Annotated in this window: 17 protein-coding genes; 13 read left to right on the forward strand and 4 right to left on the reverse strand. The window is 41.7% G+C overall.

Annotation, left to right across the window (positions count from 1 at the left end):
* Nucleotides 1-698: 698 nt before the first annotated feature.
* Together BAE31_RS05480 and BAE31_RS05485 are read right to left on the reverse strand one after the other, a co-directional pair.
* Nucleotides 699-1,394, reverse strand: a complete 696-nt coding sequence (locus BAE31_RS05480; protein WP_041109768.1) for a YoaK family protein — start codon at nt 1,392-1,394, stop codon at nt 699-701.
* A 67-nt stretch (nt 1,395-1,461) separates the two neighbouring features.
* A complete protein-coding gene (locus tag BAE31_RS05485; RefSeq protein WP_076839708.1) occupies nt 1,462-3,294 on the reverse strand; it encodes a DNA ligase D in 1,833 nt (610 codons plus the stop codon).
* A gap of 115 nt (nt 3,295-3,409) precedes the next feature.
* Between BAE31_RS05485 and ku the strand changes: the two genes are divergently transcribed.
* The gene (gene ku, locus BAE31_RS05490; RefSeq protein ID WP_076839709.1) at nt 3,410-4,258 is read left to right on the forward strand and encodes a non-homologous end joining protein Ku; all 849 of its coding nucleotides are present in this window, start codon (nt 3,410-3,412) and stop codon (nt 4,256-4,258) included.
* Nucleotides 4,259-4,475: 217 nt separating this feature from the next.
* Here the strand turns inward: ku and BAE31_RS05495 are convergent, their stop codons facing one another.
* The gene (locus tag BAE31_RS05495) at nt 4,476-4,919 is read right to left on the reverse strand and encodes a DUF2188 domain-containing protein (RefSeq protein WP_076839711.1); all 444 of its coding nucleotides are present in this window, start codon (nt 4,917-4,919) and stop codon (nt 4,476-4,478) included.
* A gap of 165 nt (nt 4,920-5,084) precedes the next feature.
* Between BAE31_RS05495 and BAE31_RS05500 the strand changes: the two genes are divergently transcribed.
* The 7 genes from BAE31_RS05500 to BAE31_RS05530 all read left to right on the forward strand — a co-directional run bounded on the left by BAE31_RS05500 (nt 5,085) and on the right by BAE31_RS05530 (nt 11,099).
* Entirely contained in the window at nt 5,085-5,558 is a 474-nt protein-coding gene (locus tag BAE31_RS05500) for a VOC family protein (RefSeq protein ID WP_076839712.1), read from the forward strand.
* 48 nt (nt 5,559-5,606) lie between these two features.
* A complete protein-coding gene (locus BAE31_RS05505) occupies nt 5,607-6,020 on the forward strand; it encodes an Rrf2 family transcriptional regulator (RefSeq protein WP_075623256.1) in 414 nt (137 codons plus the stop codon).
* 101 nt (nt 6,021-6,121) lie between these two features.
* Nucleotides 6,122-6,973: an SDR family oxidoreductase gene (locus BAE31_RS05510; RefSeq protein ID WP_076839714.1), complete on the forward strand. Its 852-nt coding sequence runs from the start codon at nt 6,122-6,124 to the stop codon at nt 6,971-6,973.
* Between the two features lie 191 nt (nt 6,974-7,164).
* On the forward strand, nt 7,165-7,887 hold the full coding sequence (locus BAE31_RS05515) for a (Fe-S)-binding protein (protein WP_076839716.1): 723 nt from the start codon (nt 7,165-7,167) through the stop codon (nt 7,885-7,887).
* Nucleotides 7,888-7,902: 15 nt separating this feature from the next.
* Complete coding sequence (locus BAE31_RS05520) at nt 7,903-9,324, forward strand: LutB/LldF family L-lactate oxidation iron-sulfur protein (protein ID WP_076839718.1); 1,422 nt, start codon at nt 7,903-7,905, stop codon at nt 9,322-9,324.
* A complete protein-coding gene (locus BAE31_RS05525) occupies nt 9,324-10,046 on the forward strand; it encodes a LutC/YkgG family protein (RefSeq protein WP_076839719.1) in 723 nt (240 codons plus the stop codon). Before BAE31_RS05520 ends, BAE31_RS05525 begins: the two co-directional genes overlap by 1 nt.
* A gap of 144 nt (nt 10,047-10,190) precedes the next feature.
* Nucleotides 10,191-11,099 carry a DMT family transporter gene (locus BAE31_RS05530; protein WP_076839721.1) on the forward strand — a complete coding sequence of 303 codons (909 nt, stop codon included), beginning with the start codon at nt 10,191-10,193 and terminating at the stop codon, nt 11,097-11,099.
* A gap of 12 nt (nt 11,100-11,111) precedes the next feature.
* On the opposite strand, the gene BAE31_RS05535 is transcribed toward BAE31_RS05530, so the two are convergent.
* The gene (locus tag BAE31_RS05535; protein WP_024427071.1) at nt 11,112-11,303 is read right to left on the reverse strand and encodes a hypothetical protein; all 192 of its coding nucleotides are present in this window, start codon (nt 11,301-11,303) and stop codon (nt 11,112-11,114) included.
* Nucleotides 11,304-11,413: 110 nt separating this feature from the next.
* On the opposite strand from BAE31_RS05535, the gene BAE31_RS05540 reads away from it, so the two are divergent.
* From BAE31_RS05540 to BAE31_RS05560, 5 genes are all read left to right on the forward strand, one after another.
* Entirely contained in the window at nt 11,414-13,630 is a 2,217-nt protein-coding gene (locus tag BAE31_RS05540; RefSeq protein WP_076839723.1) for an RNA ligase, read from the forward strand.
* A gap of 63 nt (nt 13,631-13,693) precedes the next feature.
* The gene (locus tag BAE31_RS05545; RefSeq protein WP_076839725.1) at nt 13,694-14,404 is read left to right on the forward strand and encodes a DUF421 domain-containing protein; all 711 of its coding nucleotides are present in this window, start codon (nt 13,694-13,696) and stop codon (nt 14,402-14,404) included.
* A 227-nt stretch (nt 14,405-14,631) separates the two neighbouring features.
* On the forward strand, nt 14,632-15,210 hold the full coding sequence (locus BAE31_RS05550; RefSeq protein ID WP_041109214.1) for a TetR/AcrR family transcriptional regulator: 579 nt from the start codon (nt 14,632-14,634) through the stop codon (nt 15,208-15,210).
* A gap of 22 nt (nt 15,211-15,232) precedes the next feature.
* Nucleotides 15,233-18,376 carry a bifunctional cytochrome P450/NADPH--P450 reductase gene (locus tag BAE31_RS05555; protein WP_076839727.1) on the forward strand — a complete coding sequence of 1,048 codons (3,144 nt, stop codon included), beginning with the start codon at nt 15,233-15,235 and terminating at the stop codon, nt 18,374-18,376.
* 193 nt (nt 18,377-18,569) lie between these two features.
* Nucleotides 18,570-19,478, forward strand: a complete 909-nt coding sequence (locus BAE31_RS05560; protein ID WP_041109218.1) for a trypsin-like serine peptidase — start codon at nt 18,570-18,572, stop codon at nt 19,476-19,478.
* Nucleotides 19,479-19,717 lie beyond the last annotated feature (239 nt).

Below are 19,717 nucleotides of genomic sequence, written 5' to 3' on the forward strand. Positions count from 1 at the left end.
TCGGTTTAGCGGTCGCTGCGACTGTTCTATCGCAAGACGTTGCGGGTTCATTCGAAGTTGCAGAAAAAATCATTGGTGGTTAATACCTTTATCTCTCGCCCTTGTTGATGATCGTCAGCAAGGGTTTTTTTGTGTCTTTAATAGGCTCTTCTTATTAAACGCTGCAAGAACGTTTAATAAGAAGAATTCGCAACAAAGGGGGTGTGCAAATTTATTACCTGCTCCATTATTCTAAATAAACATAGGGCAGAGCAACAAGTTAAAAAGGTCACTTTTCTTTGCTTAATTTAATTTTTTGCAGGACTTTTCATTCAAATTTTATCAAATTGGTCTAATGTACATAGAAGGAATGAAAAAGCAGGAGCACCGCCCCATTTGTCATGCATAAGATGAGATAAGGTCTGATTCGAAGGCAGGTGATTGTATGTATCCACGGGTTTATGGTGGTTTTCATGGAGGCGGTTTTAGCGGAGGTGGGGCACATATTGGGGCGGTTGGTTCCCATATCGGCTTTGGCGGGTATTATTTGAGTCCTGGTGTATTCTCTGGCTTAGGCGGTTTTCCCGGGTACGGAGGATTCGGGACATTTTCTGGATATCCATATGGTTCTACGTTCATCATGGGACGCCCTCCTGGTTTTTATGTCAGGAGTTATTAGTGTAAGATCACAATAATTGAAATAGCCATCTAAAGAGAGGCTATTTCAATTGGTGAAATTGCTTCAATCCAGCAGTGATCACAATGATGCCTAGAATGATGATAGGCATCCAGATGATGATAAACGGATCGTAACGATCTGTGTATGCAGCAATAGCTGCACCTAGGCAGTAGAAGACAATAGAGCCTATTCGCATCAAGCTTACAAGCTGGATAGGGGCCTTTCTTTTTTCCCGGTATGATATACGCTGAGCTGCATCTTCAAATAGGTTAGCAAGTGTACTCGTGAGAACGGTTGTGGAAATGCCAGCAACATTCAATTTACGAGCGGCCGCCGTTTGCATGCCCATAGCCATACTTAAAAGGATGATCAGCATAAAGTAAGCACCTTGTGTATAAGGGAAAATGGTCATGAGAGCAAATAGAAGCAAAATCATCAATTCGATGATAAAAATGCGTGTTACGGCTTTTGGCCAAAACGTTTTCTCGTGATTTCCGCCTATCACAACTGCAAGTAAAACCCCTAAAACGAATCCACTTAGCGCAATGATGGAATGAAGGGCTGTTAGCTGCAAGGAGCTTCCTGCTGCAATGCCAAGCAGCACAATATTACCTGTCATATTGGCTGTAAACACATGCCCTAGGCTTAAATAGCCAATCACATCCACAATTCCTGCGGAAAGACATAAGAAAATCAAAGCTGTATTTCGAAATGAATGTGCGGTCAAAATCGTCATCCCTTTCTTCCTCTCTAATGAATAAGTGTAACGCTTCATGACCGCAAATGTCCATCTGATGAGATGGTCACATGTGTGCAAGCTGATGTAAGACTTGTCTAAAAGCATCATCATTCACAAGGTGCCTCATGCGGCGGAATGGATCGCCCTTTTCCTTTAAACGCTCTATAACAGCCGGCATCGTAAAAAGAGAAGGATGAAGCTCATCATGATAGAGTTCGTCCCATTCAAGCGGTGTCGCAACAAGCCCAAGCTCATTTCCTCTTGGAGAATATGGAGCGATAATTGTTTTCCCAGCATCGTGCTGAATGTAGTCTAAATACAAGCGATTGCCGCGTTTTTTCTTAAGACGTTCCAGAGTAAAAAGATCCGGTGCTTGCTCACATAAAAATTGGCATATGAACGCAGTGAATTGTCGTGTTTCTTCGTATGTGAAGGCGTTTTTCTTTAAAGGAATATAGACTTGAAGCCCTTTACCTCCGCTTGTTTTAATAAAGGCTGTGAGAAAAAGCCCGTCTAAAAGCGCTTTGATTCGTTTAGCAGCTTCTATGGCTAGATGAAACTCATTTACAGATGGCGGGTCTAGATCAAAGACGATTTCTGTCGGCCGATCCGTATCTCTTGTCTCAAAAGGGATATGAAATTCCATCGCCAGCTGGTTGCCAAGCCAAAGAAGCGTACGAGGATCATTACAGACCGTATAAGAAATATCATCAACTTCATCTGTCAAAACAAAATCCGGCGCATAATCAGGTGTCGACTTTTGATAAAAGAATTCGTCTCCAGTGCCATGCGGATACCGAATTAAAGTAAGACGCCTTTCACGTAAAAAGGGCAAAAGGTAGGGAGCCGCTTGTCTTAAATAAAGTAAGTAATCTGCCTTGTTTAGTTGAAGAGCCGGGACAATCGGTTTTTCAGGGTGAGTGACTTCTATAGCAGCAGGGAGTGGATACAGCTGTTTGAGCATTTGCTGAAATGTACATGCTGCTGGATTCGCATCCAGTAAAAAGGAAGTAAAACGCGGCTCTCTTAACGCCGATCCATCAAAGGATATACAAGCAATGCTGGCAACGATAGAAGGAGGGATTTCGTATAAAGATCCTCCTGTTAACTGGCCTTTTGTCTGAAATAGCGTACGCAGCGTTTGTTCTTCTTCTTTAGAAAAACCATGCTTGAATTGGACAACCTCGATGAGTGCCGAATCTTGATAAATGGATCCTTGGAAATAGCCATTTTCTTTGTCAAAATGGGTGACAATGACAGAGACATACCGCCAGTTTTTCATTTTCAGCCATTCTTTTGAACGAGTATTGTCATGCCATTTACTCGTCTTTTTTTTCGCTACTAGTCCTTCTGCTAAATACGTCGTCATCACGTTTTTCATGTATTCAGAGTCTGGGTCTGTATGAATGACCTGCAAAAGGGAAGGGTGCTCTAGCTGAACTGATGAGGGGAGCTTAGCTTCTTGGAATAATTGCTGCAGCTGATTTTTTCTTTCCATCAACGGTGAATCAACGAGAGGTTTCCCTTTGCAGCTTAATAGATCGAATGCAATGAAATGACATGGAAATCGTTCAGCCTGTCTTTGGATGGCTTCTTTGTTTTTCAGCCTGCCTCTTTGCTGAACCTTCGCAAACTCACTTTGCTGTTCACTTAGTAAAAAGACCAATTCTCCGTCAAGTGTCAGCGGTAAAAAAGGAGCAAATTGGTCTCTTAATTGTTCGCATTGATCCATCACTTCAGGAAATTGCTTATTTAGCCGTTTTCCGGTCCTGCTTTCTAAACGAATCTCGTCTTCTTCCCATACAAGAATAGCCCGAAATCCATCATATTTTAATTCATACACCCAGTCTGCACCGGCAGGTATATCATGTGCAGGTGTTAATCGCATAGGTTTCATTGTGCATGTCACTTCCTTATATCATGTGTTCTTAGAGTGGGATGAAATTTTCAATCACATACATAAGTCTGATGAAAACATTACATAGTAAGGAGAAAAGAACGGAGGAAGCGAGATGCATACAGTATGGAAAGGCGGCATTAGTTTCGGATTGGTCAATATACCAGTCAAGCTGTTTACCGCTACAGAGAACAAAGACATTAAATTAAGACAGCTGCATAAAGAGTGTCACACGCCCATTAACTACAAGAAAGTATGTGCCAATTGCGGTGAAGAAGTAGCGCCGGAACAAATCGTCAAGGCGTATGAATATGCGAAAAATAAATTTATTGAATTGGAAGATGAAGAGCTAGAAAAACTGCGAAAAGAAAATGAAGAAAAAGCCGTTGAAATCATTGATTTTGTAAAAATTGAAGAGATTGATCCAATCTATTATGAAAGAAGTTATTTCTTATCACCGGATACCGGCGGAGCGAAGGCTTATTCATTATTAAGAAAAGCTTTAGAGGAATCGGGGAAAATTGGTGTCGCAAAGATTATGATCCGCTCAAAGGAACAATTAGCAATCGTTAGGTGCTATGAACATATTTTGCTGATGGAAACCATTCATTTCCCTGACGAAATTAGACAAGTATCAGATGTACCGAATATCCCCCAAGAGGAGAACATTGTAAAGAAAGAGTTAGATACAGCGCTCCTTTTAATTGAGCAGCTGACAACAACGTTCGATCCAGCGGCATATCAAGATGAATACAGAGAACAGCTGATGAATTTAATTGGCGATAAAATATCTGGAGAACATACCGTTCAGCCAGAAACGACAGGCAAAAAAGATCCTGCAGCCAATGTGACTGATTTGATGGCCGCACTACAGGCCTCGATTGACCGATCAAAACCAGCCAAAGCGAAAAAAGCAGCACCTAAGAAAAGAAAAACACCAGCGAAAAAAGAAAAAAATGCATAAAAATGACCGCTGACAAGCGGTCTTAAATTGTTAACAAAAGACTAAAATGATCTTTATTTTAGTCTTTTGTTTTCCTTCAGCGTGATAGAAAACCTTTGCAGTCTAGGAAGGAACGAGTACCGGAGCGGAGCGAATTTAACATTCGTGAGCACCGGCACGCAGGACTGACACCGAATGCGAGGGTTTGTCTACACGCTAAGACCGCTGACGAGCGGTCTTATTGCGGCTTTAACACATCCTGAATCGTCCCGTCTTTTCGGTGAATGACAACGGAAGTTCCTTTATTAGCTGAAATCTCCTTTGCCCGGTCAACTGCTTCTTGTTTTGTTTCTTTGACCTCACTTGCTCGTTTCGCTTTCTCTGTTTGAATCGCCCAGCCTTCCTCGTGTTTCACTACATGCTGCGCAAGATCCATGAGCTCTGGTCTTGCGGAGCTGCTGCTCTCTGAAGGTTTGACAGAACCATGAGATGAAAAATTCTCTACCTCTTTCTCTGTTGCGTTCTTTTTCCACTCTTTCGCTTGACTGATTGCAATTGGAATGGCTCTATTTTCCTCATATCCTTCCTGGATCATTTTATTGGCAATCTCAAGCGCTTTTTTTCGAATGACGTTGTCTAATGATTGAAATGAAGCTGGATAATCGTTCATCGTCCAAGGCATATGGACCGCTCCTTTCTTTTATTTTATTTGAACATCTTCCCCCATCTGCAAAGGGTCAAACATACAATGTCTCTCAAACTAATGTTAGGGATAAAATACATCGTTTTGCTGAGGCAGAATATCATCAACTCCTGCAGAATAGAAGGTAGAGAAGGAGTGATTTTGATGATGATGAAAGGTTTATATGAAGCACATTTACCTGTGAGTGACTTGAAGACATCGATTGCGTTTTATGAAAAATTGGAATTGACACTTGCTCATGAAAATGAAAGAGTTGCTTTTTTATGGATTGAGAAAGGAAAGAGCTGGCTTGGCCTGTGGAAAGTAGATATGAACAATTTTCCATACCATCCCTCGACTCGGCACGTTGCCTTTCAAATTACAACGTCCAGTATCGAACAGATTAAGACTTGGCTGATTGAAAGAGGCATCAGCATTCACCCAATGTTTGGTTTTTCAGAAGAAAAGCAGCCTTTAGTTCTCGATAATCCGCCGCAATTTCATGCAGCGATCTATTTTCTTGACCCAGATGAGAATCTGCTTGAATGCATTGCGCCGCTTGAGCTTGATACAGGAGAAGACTACGATATCATGACATATGAGGACTGGGATCGAAAGAAAAATCCGTTTATTGATTGACAAAATCACTCATTGTAACTATATTGATTACAACGGTGGTGAAAGATTGTGAAACAAATTAGCAGCAGGTATCCGATTGCTGTTCATATTGTGTCATTTATTGCAGGTGTTCCAAAAGAGTGTACTAGTGATTTTATTGCAGAGAGCGTGAATTCAAATCCAGCCATTGTTCGAAAAATGATGGCAATGCTCAAACGGGCGGGTCTCATTGAGATTCGCCGAGGAGTAGGCGGTGCTTATTTAAAAAGAGCAGCTGAGGACATTACGCTGTTAGATGTGTATCGTGCTGTGGATGTAAGCGAGGATGAAGAATTATTTAACTTTCATCAGCCCGTCATCGCATGCCCGATTGGTCAAGCGATGGACACGAGACTTCGGCATGAACTAAAAGAAGCACAAGCTGCACTTGAGAATCACCTAAAGCAAGTGACAATTCAGCAATTATTGACAGAGACGGAATAAAAAAGCTCATACATTGGAGCTTTTTTTACACCTTTGTTGTAACCATTTTGATTATAACGTATGCACATCACCGTTGAACGAAAAATGAGGAGGTCAAACAAATGAAATTATTAGTAACAGGCGCAACAGGACAACTTGGATCGCTCGTCGTCAAGCATTTGCTCACAAAAGTACCGGCTGAACAAATTGCAGTCAGTGTTCGAAATCTGCAAAAAGCAGCACATTTGAAGGATGCTGGGGTGGATGTACGCCGTGGAGATTTTACTCAGCCAGACACCCTGACATCAGCATTTGAAGGCATTGACCGTCTGTTGATCATTTCAACGGCGGATGGAGACCGCGTCGAGCAGCATAAAGCGGCAATTGAAGCGGCGAAAGCAGCAAATGTGAGGTTTATTGCTTATACAAGTGTTGTCAATGCAAGAGAGAGTCAGCTTGTCCTTGCACATGACCATGCCAAAACAGAAGAAGCCATTTTGGCCTCTGGCATTCCTCATGTATTTTTAAGAAACAACTGGTATGTTGAAAACGAAAAAGATACGATTCTGGCGTCAGTCAGCGGCGCACCATTTTTAAGCCCTATTGGCGAAGGAAAGGTTGGCTGGGCAACAAGAAATGACTACGCCGAAGCGGCAGCAACTGCGTTAACACTTCCCGTACATGATCAGGAGATATATGAACTGTCAGGCCCGCTTCGGACACATAGTGAACTTGCACAAATTGTTAGTAAGGTGAGTGGAAAAGAAATCAAAGTAGAAAAAATAGATGTAGACACATTTGGAGACTTTTTAGCTTCAAATGGTGTACCAAAAGAAGCAGTGCCATTTGTCAAAGCCATTCAAAGCGGCATACGCGATGGTGCTTTAGCTGTCGAAAGTGAAGATTTCGAAACATTACTAGGCCGGTCGTTAACACCTATTGAAGAAAGAATTCGTGAATTGATTTCAAAATAAACATCAAAAAACGCCCTACGAAAAGGGCGTTTTTTTCATTTAGTCACACAGACCATAAGTACAAATTTTAGACAAATCACTTCGTTGAAATTTCAGAAATTTGGGATTAAAATGAAATTAAGGCCTGTTATTTAATCATCAGATGATCAGAATGATGAATCAAAATGCAGCAATAGAAGGGAAGTTCGCGGATGAAAGTCAATTTATTCGTTACTTGTTTAGTTGACACGATGCAGCCAAATGTAGGAAAGGCGACAGTGGAAGTATTGGAAAGACTCGGTGTTGAAGTGGAATTTCCAGAAGCACAAGTGTGCTGCGGACAGCCAGCCTTTAACAGCGGCTATAAAAAAGAGACAATCAAAGCAGCGAAAAACATGATCAAAGCCTTTGAATCAGCTGAATATGTTGTGACACCATCAGGTTCGTGCAAGGCGATGTTTTTAGAATATCCTCATCTTTTAAAAGAAGACCGAGTGTGGTCGGCCAAGGCTGAGGCACTTGCCGCAAAAACATATGAATTAACAGAGTTTATTGTTGATATATTACACGTGACAGATGTAGGCGCGAGCCTGAAAGGAAACGCAGCCTATCACACCTCTTGTCATATGACGAGACTGCTGCGTATTAAGGAGGCGCCTTTTACGCTGTTGTCAAATGTCAAAGATTTGACGATGAAACCATTGCCCCGCGCAGAAAATTGCTGCGGATTTGGAGGAACCTTTTCAGTGAAAATGACCCCTATTTCTGAGCAGATGGTTGACGAAAAAGTACAAAGCATAGAGGAGACAGGCGCTGACTATATCATTGGTGCTGACTGCGGCTGCCTGCTGAATATTGGCGGGAGGCTGAACCGTCTTGATAAACCCATCCAGGTGATGCACATCGCAGAAGTATTAAACAGCCGCGGACTTTAAGAGGGGGAACGGCACATGAGTATGAAAATTGGAGAAAAGGCCTTTAAAGAACGAATCGGGGAAGGTTTAGAAGACGCTGTTATGAGAGGTGCTGTTTCCTCAGCACAGGAACGCCTGTATAAAAGGCGGCTGACTGCAAGCGAGGAGCTTGGCAATTGGGAAAAGTGGCGTGAGCTTGGTGAGGAAATCCGGCAGCATACGCTGACGCATCTTGATGACTACTTATATCAATTAAGTGAAAGTGTAAGTGCACGCGGAGGTCATGTCTTTTTTGCGAAAACAAAGGAAGAGGCATCAGCATATATTCAAGAGGTGGCACAGAAAAAAGCAGCCAAAAAAGTCGTCAAATCAAAATCAATGGTCACAGAAGAAATCGAGATGAATCAAGTGCTTGAAGAGATCGGCTGTGAGGTGGTAGAAAGCGATCTTGGTGAATATATTCTGCAAGTGGATGACCATGAACCGCCTTCACATATTGTGGCACCTGCTCTTCATATGACGAAAGAGCAAATCCGGGAAGTATTTCATGAGAAGCTAGGGTATGAGATGTCAGAAACACCTGAAGATATGACGAGTTTTGTGAGAGCCATCTTACGTGAAAAATTCCTCGAAGCTGATATTGGTGTGACCGGCTGTAATTTTGCAGTGGCCAACACAGGATCCATCTGCCTTGTGACAAATGAAGGGAATGCGGATCTTGTCACGGCTATACCGAAGACGCATATTGCCGTTATGGGAATGGAGCGGCTTGTCCCAACGATGGAGGAACTGGATGTCCTTGTGGGTCTTTTGTGCAGAAGCGCAGTCGGCCAGAAATTAACTAGTTATATTTCTGTTGTGGGACCAAAAGGAGAAGGTGAAGTGGATGGACCAGAAGAATTCCACTTGATCATTGTGGACAATGGGCGGTCAAATATATTAGGAACCGCCTTTCAGCCTGTTCTCCAATGTATCCGGTGCGCAGCCTGCATCAATGTCTGCCCCGTTTATCGGCATGTTGGTGGACATTCGTACGGTTCAATTTATCCAGGACCAATCGGAGCTGTTCTTTCGCCTCTTCTTGGCGGCTATGATGACTATCAAGAACTCCCCTTTGCATCAAGTTTGTGCGCAGCCTGCACGGATGCTTGTCCAGTGAAGATTCCACTTCATGAGTTATTGATTAAACATAGACAGGTGATCGTTGAAAAAGAGGGGAGAGCGCCTAAAGCTGAAATGATAGCGATGAAAATGTTTGGCATGGGGGCATCGACTCCTGGGGTGTATCAATTTGGAACAAAAGCAGCCCCTGTGCTGATGAATCGGATGGCTTCAAACGGACAAATTTCAAAAGGAATAGGTCCTTTAAAGAATTGGACAGATATTCGTGATCTGCCAGCTCCAAATAAAGTAAGATTCAGGGATTGGTTTAAAAAGAGACAAAAGGAGGAGCAGTGATGAAGGGGACCATTTCTCACCGAGAGTCGTTTTTATCTCATATCCAGCATCAATTAGGTAAAAACTCTTGCCCATCTGCATCTATTCAACGGCCGGCATGGAAGCATCAAGTCCAGTGGGAAACAAACGGAAGTTTGTCTAAAGATGAATTAGTCAAGCAATTGAAAAAGCAATGTCAGCAAATTCATACAAGAGTAGTCGAAACAACACCGGAGAAAGCCCCCTCGGTATTACGATTGTTGATGACAGAATATGGTGAGGGTGCTGTGATGACATCGCGTGATCATCGCTTTGAACAATATGGTTTCCGCTCTATGTTTGACCGTTTGCAACAAGAAGGGATTTCCATCGCCTGCTGGAATACAGATGTATCAAGAGAAGAAAACATAAGGCAGGCAGAACAAGCGAAATATGCAGTTGTGTTCAGTGATTATACCCTTGCAGAATCAGGTACAGTTGTCCTTTCATCCCACCAAGGTCAAGGGAGAGCGCTGCATTTTTTGCCGATGATGTATATCGTGTGTATAGAGAAAAGCTCGATTGTTCCGCGAATGATTCAGGCTGTTTCGGATCTTAATCGCTCAGTAGAAGAGGGGGAGCAGGCGAAAGGCGCCATCCATTTTATATCAGGTCCAAGTAATTCTGCCGATATTGAAATGAATTTAGTGGTAGGGGTTCATGGTCCAGTTCAGGCCGTTTATCTGTTAATAGATGATGAATGAAGGCTTTCGTAATGAAAGCTTTCTTCATCCAATAAGCTGACGCCAGTTTTAAAAAATCATCTTGCCACTAGGTGAATGGACATAGTAAGATGACGACATATAAGATGTACTGCTCATCTACTGCTGATGTAAAGGAAGCTGCTAATGGAACTCAAGACAACTGCTCAAACGAAATCAATTGCACTGCCGCTTGTGATTTCAATTATTGCTATTTCGTTTTCTGCAATCATTGTGAAATGGTCAAATGCACCTGCTGCTATTTTAAGTATGTATCGAATGATTTTTGCGGCGGCTCTCATGCTGCCGTTTATCTTGCCAAGAAAAAAAGAATTTCTCTCGATAAAGCGCAGAGACTGGTTTTTCTTATGTATGTCAGGATTCTTTTTAGGCCTCCATTTTGTGCTGTGGTTTGGCTCCCTGAAGCTGACGACAGTGGCAAGCTCTACCATTATTCTCGCTCTACAACCGATGGTGTCCTTATTAGGCGGATTCCTCATTTTCCGTGAACGAACAACAATGTCTGCAATATTAACGATGTGTGGGGCGATTGTTGGTGCCCTCATGATAGGCTGGGGAGATATTGGTCATAGCAAGGAAGCCATCTTAGGAGATATTTTATCCTTTTTAAGTGTGATCGCTGTTGTTTGTTATTTGTTAATAGGCCAACAGGCTGTAAGAAAAATATCTCATTGGATTTATAGTTTTTGTGTATTTGGTTTTGCCGGTCTTTTTTTAATTTTATTCAACCTGCTTCAGCAAACCCCTTTTATAGGCTATCCGGGTAAAGAGTGGGGAATCTTTTTATTGCTCGCTATTATTCCCACGATGTCTCATGTCATTAATAATTGGCTATTAACCTATGTGAATGCGACAACCATTTCAATGAGTATTCTAGGTGAACCTGTTGGGGCAACGATCCTTGCTGTATGGCTGCTTGGAGAGAAAGTCACACTGCTTCAAATGCTTGGCGGTCTGCTTGTTCTTTTAGGCGTCTTTTTCTTTTTGATGCAGCAGCGTCAAGGTATCGTGATGAAAACAAAAAAATCCGGTTAGCTTCCGGATTTTTTACTCTTTTAAATCGTTTTTTTCAATTACTTTGTTTAATCTTGCCTCGATTTTTTTCAATTCCATTCGTTTTCTTCTGATCATGCGAAACGCGATGACAATGATTGTCACAATAAAGGCAATGAATAGAAGAGAGAACACTTGAAATAGAAGATCTCCCATGTTGAATGCCATATTCTTTCCATTAGACATACGTAAAACCTCCTTTTCTACCTATATATTACCATAATCAATAAAAGATTGAGATTTATCCATAATTTATCTATAATAGGTAAAATATCACTCATTAAAGGAGAACCAATATGAGAACTTTAGTCCTTTTACGAGGTCTCCCAGGCGTAGGTAAATCAACATGGATCAAAGAACAAGGCTTAGAGCCTTACACTTTATCAGCGGATCAGATCCGGCTGTTAACTCAGCCGCCGCAGCTATCAGTCAATGGGAAACTAGACATTTCAAGCAAGCATGACCACAAAGTTTGGTCTTTATTATTCGATCTACTCACAGCCCGTATGGAGCGCGGAGACTTTACTGTGATTGATGCGACGCATATTTCAAGTAAATCGATTTCTCAATATAAGTCTTTAGCGACATCTTATCGTTACAGGGTGTATGTGGTCGATTTCACGCAGGTACCCCTTGAAACAGCTCTTTTGCAAAATCGCTCACGTGAATCTCACAAAGTGGTGCGGGAATCTGTTTTGTATCAAATGAACGAGCGGTTAAAAACAGAAAAGGTCCCATCATGGGTGACTGTTTTGCAGCCGGAGGATTATCCGCAAGTGATGACTTATCAGCCTCGATCCTTTGATCAATATGAGGCCATTCATGTTTTCGGAGATATTCACGGTTGTTACACCGCACTTACCACCTATTTGCAAGGAGACATCAAAGAAAACGAACTTTATATTTTTGCAGGTGACTTGCTTGATAGAGGAATAGAAAACAAAGAAGTATTAGAATGGATGCTCGCCCATAGAGAATGCCGGAATGTCATCGTCATTGAAGGCAATCATGATCAGCATTTATACCGGTTTGCACATGGTGAAAAAGTTAGTAGCAATATGTTTAATCGTCATACTGTGCCTGAAATCGAAGCAGCAAACTTTGATTTGAAGGAAGTACGAAAGTTTGTTAGAACCTTTCATCAGCTTACTTATTTTACGTACCATGATCAGACATTTCTTGTTACCCATGGCGGGCTCGCTCATTTGCCAGAAGAACTTCTGCATGTCTCAACACAGCAGCTCATTCACGGCGTAGGAGAATATTCAGATGATATTGATCACTTATTTGTTCAAAATACGGCTGGGCTGGATATCATCCAAATTCACGGGCATCGCAATTTATACAGACTGCCTATTCACGCAGCGGAAAGGTCTTATAACCTAGAAGGTCAGGTTGAATTTGGGGGGCAGCTGCGGGTGTTGAAAATCACAGCTGACGGGATTGAGACTCATGAAATAGACAATCCAGTCTACAGAGCGTCTGAGAAAAAACAATCGGCTGCTGTTCAGCCAGATATTTCACTGGATGATTTTTTAGCTCATTTAGATCAGCATGAATACGTACAGGAATTAAAACTTCCGCACCATATTTCATCTTTTAATTTTACGAAAAAGGCTTTTAGTGAACGGCAGTGGGATGATGTGAATGTGAAGGCAAGAGGTTTGTTTGTCAATATGGTTTCTAAGCAGATTGTGTCTAGAAGCTATAATAAATTTTTTAACATTGATGAGCGTCCGGAGACAAGAATGCAGCATTTAGTGAATCATCTTCAATTCCCTGTCACCGTATATGATAAAGCAAATGGATACTTAGGAACTGTTGGGTATAATGAAATGGAAGATGAATTGGTGTTTACATCCAAATCGTATACATCACATGTGAAACAAAATCAGCATTCTTCATGGGTCGAAGAGCTATTTGAAAAGACCTTCAGTGACGTGCAGGCTGATTACATTAAATCATATGTCCGTGACCACCATGTATCTCTTGTGTTTGAAGTCATTTTGCCAGAAAAAGATCCACATATTATCACATATGAACAAGATCAACTCATTTTACTTGATATTGTGAAGCGGCAGTTAAGCTATGAAAAAGCACCTTTCGCTGAAGTGAAAAGATTAAGTGAACAGCTTGGAATATCCTGCAAGCAGGAAGTGGCTGTTTTCCATGATTGGACGTCTTTTTATAAATGGTATCAGGCAGTCTCTCATGATAACACAATTAAAGAAGAGGGGTATGTCATTGAGGATGCTCGCGGCTTTATGACCAAACTCAAGCTCCCTTATTATCAATTCTGGAAGCAGATGCGCGGGATGAAGCAGCGTGTTGCAGAGAAGCGTTCCTCGCAAAAATATATGCAGGCTTTGCAGACAGCGGAGCAAGCAAGATTTTATACATGGCTTCTTGAGCAAGAAGCAGATCATGTGAGGAATAGCTCAATTATTGAACTGCGATCACAATTTGAACAAAGCGGTACTGCCCAATTGAATAATGATGAAATAAATGCATAGTCTAACAAAGAGTCTTTTCTAAGGAAAAGGCTTTTTTGATGCAATTGAAAGGTGGACACTTGCATGCCTGACCATATTGAAGTCATTCTTCGGACGATGTTTGCTTTTGCGATTTTATTTGGAGGAGCACGTCTTTTAGGGAAACAAACCATTGCGCAAATGAATATTTTTGATTTTATAGCAGCCATCAGTTTAGGTTCAATTGCAGCGAACCTGGCGTTTAATACAACGCTCCCGCTTCAGCACACAACGATTTCCTTTGTGTCACTTGTCATGATTATTTATGTGATTTCCCTGCTTGCATTAAGAAGCCGGAAGATGAGAGGGTTGATGGCGGGTAAACCAACACTTGTCATACAAAATGGAAAAATTCTTGAAGGAAATATGAAAGGGATGAGATATACCCTTGATTATTTAAATCAGCAGTTGAGAGAAAAAGACATCTTTGATATTAGCGAAGTTGAATTTGCAATGATTGAAACAGATGGGCATATGTCAGTGAAAAAATACCCTTCGTTTGAAAAAGTCACGCGGAAGGACCTTCATTTATTCATGAAGGCAGAGCGTTACATGCCGATTGAAGTCATCATGGACGGGAAACTCATCCAAAAAAACATACAAGAAAATCAATTAACAGAGCAATGGATAGAAGAAGAGCTTAAAAAAAGGCAGCTGTCCTTAAAGGATATTGTTTATGCTGTCCGTTCAAGTAATGGAAGCTTATATATTGATACATATGACGACCATATTCATTCCCCAATCGATCAGGAATGAATGTGTAGTGCTGATGACACCTGCATGACACACATTTGACAATCTTTATAAGTCCTTTGGATGTCATGTGACTAGGTATCATTTCTCAATTATTATTATTTTCAGAAAATGTAGTGACGGAGTAAAATAAGTATGTTTAAGTATAAATAGATGAAATTAAAATATTAATATAATATGCCACAAGCGGAATGAACGTTCATTCCTATATTTTAAAAGGAGGGGATGAAATGCCAGCAGTGACTGATAAACAAGAACAGATCATGAAGGCTTCGCTGGAACTATTTATTGAACGAGGCTTTGATGGCACCACAATGCCGATGATTTCAAAAAGAGCAAACGTCGGAGCGGGCACCATTTACCGTTATTTTGACAGCAAGGAGGCACTCGTCAATATTTTGTACCAGCGCAGCCTCTCGGCATTTATCGAAAAAATGAACACAAACAGTCCAGATCCAAAGTTAAGTATTCGGGCGTACTTTAAGCATGTATTTTATTGCTTGGTTTTGTTTACAAAGGAGAATCCAAGCGGGCTGTATTTCTTAGAGATTGATAAACGGTCCCATTACTTAGACGAGACGAGCAAAGAGAAAATGCAGCATTTGTTACATGAGCTATTCCTTATCTTTGAAGAAGGGAAAAAGGATGGGATTCACCCAAACCTCTCAGGCAGAACCATTTTATCTATTGTATTTGGTGCTTTTGTGCAGCTGCATAAACAAATTCTTGCAGAAGAAATAGAGCCAACGATTGAATTTTTGGAGGAAATTGAGCAATGTTTATGGCGCGCCATCAGCGTTGCATCTTAAAAGAAATAAAGGGAGTGGGCATATGAAGCAAACATCAATCATTCCAAAACCAAAAACATACGGACCTTTTAAAAATATTCCCCATATAAAAAAAGGAGAGCTTTCTCAAACCTTTTGGCGGCTGGCAGATGAATTAGGACCGATCTTTCAGTTTGAATTTTCAAATGCAACAAGTATTTTTGTTTCCAGCCATGAACTTGTCAAAGAAGTATGTGACGAGAGCCGTTTTGATAAATATATTGGTACTAGTCTGAGTAAAGTTAGAGCATTTTCAGGGGATGGACTATTTACAAGCTGGACAGAAGAACCGAACTGGAGAAAGGCTCATCAAATTTTGATGCCTGCATTCAGCCAGCAGGCCATGAAGGGCTATCATGAAATGATGCTCGATATTGCCACACAGCTTGTGCAAAAATGGCAAAGAACAGGCCGTGATGAAGAAATTGAAGTAGCTGAGGATATGACAAAGCTGACTTTAGATACAATAGGCCTTTGCGGTTTTGATTTTCGCTTTAACAGCTTTTATAAAGAAAATCAGCATCCGTTCATCGACAGCATGCTGAAAGGTTTAAATGAAGCAATGGAGCAGTCGAGCCGATTGCCAATTGCAGATAAACTGATGATCAAAAGAAGAAAAGAATTTGACCAGCATGTCGATTTTATGAAGAAATTAGTAGATGACATTATTCAGGAACGAAGAAAACAAGATAAAACGGGCGATGATTTACTGTCTCTTATGCTGCATGCAGAGGACCCTGAAACAGGTGAACGTTTATCCGATGAAAATATCCGTTATCAAATCATCACCTTCTTAATTGCAGGGCACGAAACAACAAGCGGACTGCTATCATTTGCAATTTATTTCTTACTAAAGAATCCAGAGAAATTAAAGAAAGCCGTCCAGGAAGCAGATGAGGTGCTGCAGGGCGGGCTTCCGGCATTTAAACAGGTGCAAAAGCTAAGCTACACTCGTATGGTGTTAAATGAAGCTCTCCGCCTTTGGCCAACAGCGCCTACGTTCTCTCTTTATGCGAAAGAGGACACAGTAATCGGGGGGAAATATCCGATTCAAAAGAATCAAAGTGTCTCTGTTCTTCTCCCTAAATTACACCGTGATCCAGCGGTATGGGGCGAGGATGCTGAAGAATTTAAACCAGAGCGGTTTACACATCCTGAGAAAATCCCGCAGCATGCCTACAAACCTTTTGGGAATGGACAGCGAGCATGTATCGGTATGCAGTTCGCCCTGCATGAAGCTACGATGGTTCTCGCGATGGTCCTGCACAATTTAGAGTTAATTGATCACACATCTTATGAGCTTGATTTAAAAGAATCTCTCACAATTAAACCTAACGATTTTAAAATCAAAGTGCGGCCAAGGAAGCAGCAATTCTTTATGGCACCACCGAAGGAAGAACCGAAGAAAAGCACTAAATCTAGTGAATCAAAAGTGGCGAGTCATGGTACACCACTGTTAGTTTTATATGGCTCAAACCTTGGCACAGCAAAGCAAATAGCGAACGAATTGGCTGAAGACGGGAAAGCAAAAGGGTTTGATGTGACCACTGCGCCGCTTGATGACTTTACACGCCAATTGCCAGATACAGGTGCTGTCCTCATCGTGACCGCTTCATACAACGGACATCCACCTGACAATGCGAAGCAATTCGTGGATTGGCTGGCGCAGGATGAGGAGCAGGATTTATCAAACGTGATATTTGCGGTCTTTGGATGCGGAGATCGAAATTGGGCGAGTACGTACCAGCGGATCCCCCGTCTGATTGATGAAGCTCTAGAAAGAAAAGGAGCCAAACGTGTAGCTGATTTAGGAGAAGGTGATGCAGGCGGTGATATGGATGAGGATAAAGAAATCTTCCAGAAAACAGTCTTCGAACAGCTTGCAAAAGAATTTAAGCTCACCTTCCAAGAAAAGGGGAAGGAAAAACCAAACCTATCAGTTTCTTATACTAATGAGCTAGTGGAACGTCCTGTAGCTAAAATATATGATGCCTTTTCAGCTGTTGTATTGAAAAATGAAGAATTACAATCAGAAACAAGCACGCGGCAGACAAGACATATTGAACTGAAATTGCCTGCTGACAAAGCATACAAAGAAGGGGATCATATCGGGATTGTGCCGAAAAATAGTGATGCACTCGTTCAACGTGTGACCCGCCGCTTTAAACTAGATCCAGAGCAGCGCATTAAGCTTTCATCTGATAAAGAGGCAAGTCATTTACCATTAGATCAGCCGATTCCAATCAAAGAATTACTCGCCTCGCATGTTGAGCTTCAAGAGCCTGCGACACGTACACAGCTAAGAGAGCTTGCAGCACATACGGTATGTCCGCCTCACCGCGTGGAACTTGAACAAATGGCTGGTGAAGCATATCAAGAAGCCATCTTAAAGAAACGAGTAACCATGCTGGATTTATTAGATCAATATGAAGCGTGTGAGCTGCCGTTTGTGCACTTTTTGGCGCTTTTACCAGGTTTGAAGCCACGTTATTATTCGATTTCTAGCTCGCCAAAGGTAGATGAAGAAAAAGTCAGTATCACAGTGGCAGTTGTCAAAGGTATAGCATGGAGCGGCAGCGGAGAATATGCCGGAGTCGCATCAACCTATTTATGTGGTCTGAAAGAAGGGGAAGAAGTAGCCTGCTTCCTGCATGAAGCGCAAGACGGATTCCAGCTGCCCCCTTCCTCAGACATACCGATGATTATGATTGGACCAGGTACAGGAATCGCTCCATTTAGAGGATTTGTTCAGGCAAGAGAAGTGTGGCAGAAGGAAGGGAAGCAGCTAGGCGAAGCCCACCTATATTTTGGCTGCCGTCACCCTCAGGAAGATGATCTGTATTTTGATGAAATGCAGCTTGCAGCGCAAAACGGAGTTGTCCATATCCATCGAGCTTATTCTCGTTACGATGAGCAAAAAGTATATGTCCAGCATTTGTTGAAAGAAGACGGCGGCATGCTGATCGAATTGCTTGATCAAGGTGCTTACCTGTACGTGTGCGGAGACGGAAAAGTCATGGCTCCAGATGTAGAGGCTACACTGATCGATCTCTATCAAAACGAGAAACAATGCTCGAAGGAAACAGCTGAAAATTGGCTGAAAGCCCTCGCAAATGACAATAGATATGTAAAAGATGTGTGGAGCTGACAAAGAGGAAAGACCGCCTATTAGGCGGTTTTTTCTGTTCTCATAGAAAGAGATCGATAGAATGAAGGTTGGGAAGATACAAAACACCTAATTTGGAAATGAAATATTTTGTAAAAAATAAGAATATTCTCTCATTTACTCCAATATGAAACAATCATATGATTTTTGATATAGGACATAAAGGAGGAATATAATGAAAAAGGTGAAAATGTTACTCCCTTCTCTTCTCGTTTTTGGTGCTTTAGGTGTGCCTAGTTTTGCCCATGCCGCATCGGATTCAGTACTAACGTCTGATTATGACATGGTGACTTCTGATGGTAAAGTGATTTCTTCAAGTGATTTCCACAATGATACGAAAGCCCCCTCATCCTTTGACAAAGTGGATGATCTTTCTTCTACTGTTGGCGAAAAAGTAAAACCACTATCAAAATATTTAAAAGATTTTCAAACGAAAGTCGTCATTGGAGACGATGGTAGAACCAAAGTAGCAAATACAAGAGTGGCACCATACAATTCGATTGCTTATATTACATTTGGCGGCTCAAGCTGTACGGGAACACTCATTGCTCCTAACAAAATTTTGACAAACGGACACTGTGTGTACAATACGGCATCGAGAAGCTATAGTGAGAAAGGGACTGTATATCCTGGTATGAATGATAGTACTGCGGTGAACGGTTCAGCAAAAATGACTGAGTTCTATGTGCCAAGCGGATATATTAATACTGGTGCAAGCCAATATGACTTTGCCGTGATTAAAACCGATACGAACATTGGCAATACGGTCGGCTACCGATCCATCCGCCAGGTGACAAACTTGACTGGGACAACCATTAAAATCTCAGGATATCCTGGTGATAAAATGAGATCGACTGGCAAGGTGTCACAGTGGGAGATGTCGGGTCCTGTGACGAGAGAAGATACTAATCTAGCGTACTATACGATTGATACATTCAGCGGAAATTCAGGTTCTGCCATGCTGGATCAGAACCAGCAAATCGTTGGAGTTCATAACGCTGGGTATTCAAACGGAACGATAAATGGCGGGCCGAAAGCGACAGCTGCCTTTGTTGATTTTATAAACTATGCGAAAGCGCAATAAAAATAGAGCTTGTTTCCTTCATAGGGGACAAGCTTTTTTGTATGAATCGATTTGATAGGATTCATATTTCTAACCTGAGAGATTTGAGATTGAGAGCCTCCTCATTTTTTTCTCATGGCATCTGCGCACCACTCATACATTAAAATGACACATTTCCTTTAAGTCAAGATGATGCTGAAGATGGATGAGGAGGTCACGCGCTTTTGAAGATGAAAAGAGGCTGGATCGCTGCTGTCGCC

The organism is Bacillus sp. I-2, from assembly GCF_001974945.1.
Classification (GTDB): Bacteria; Bacillota; Bacilli; order Bacillales; family Bacillaceae; genus Bacillus; species Bacillus safensis.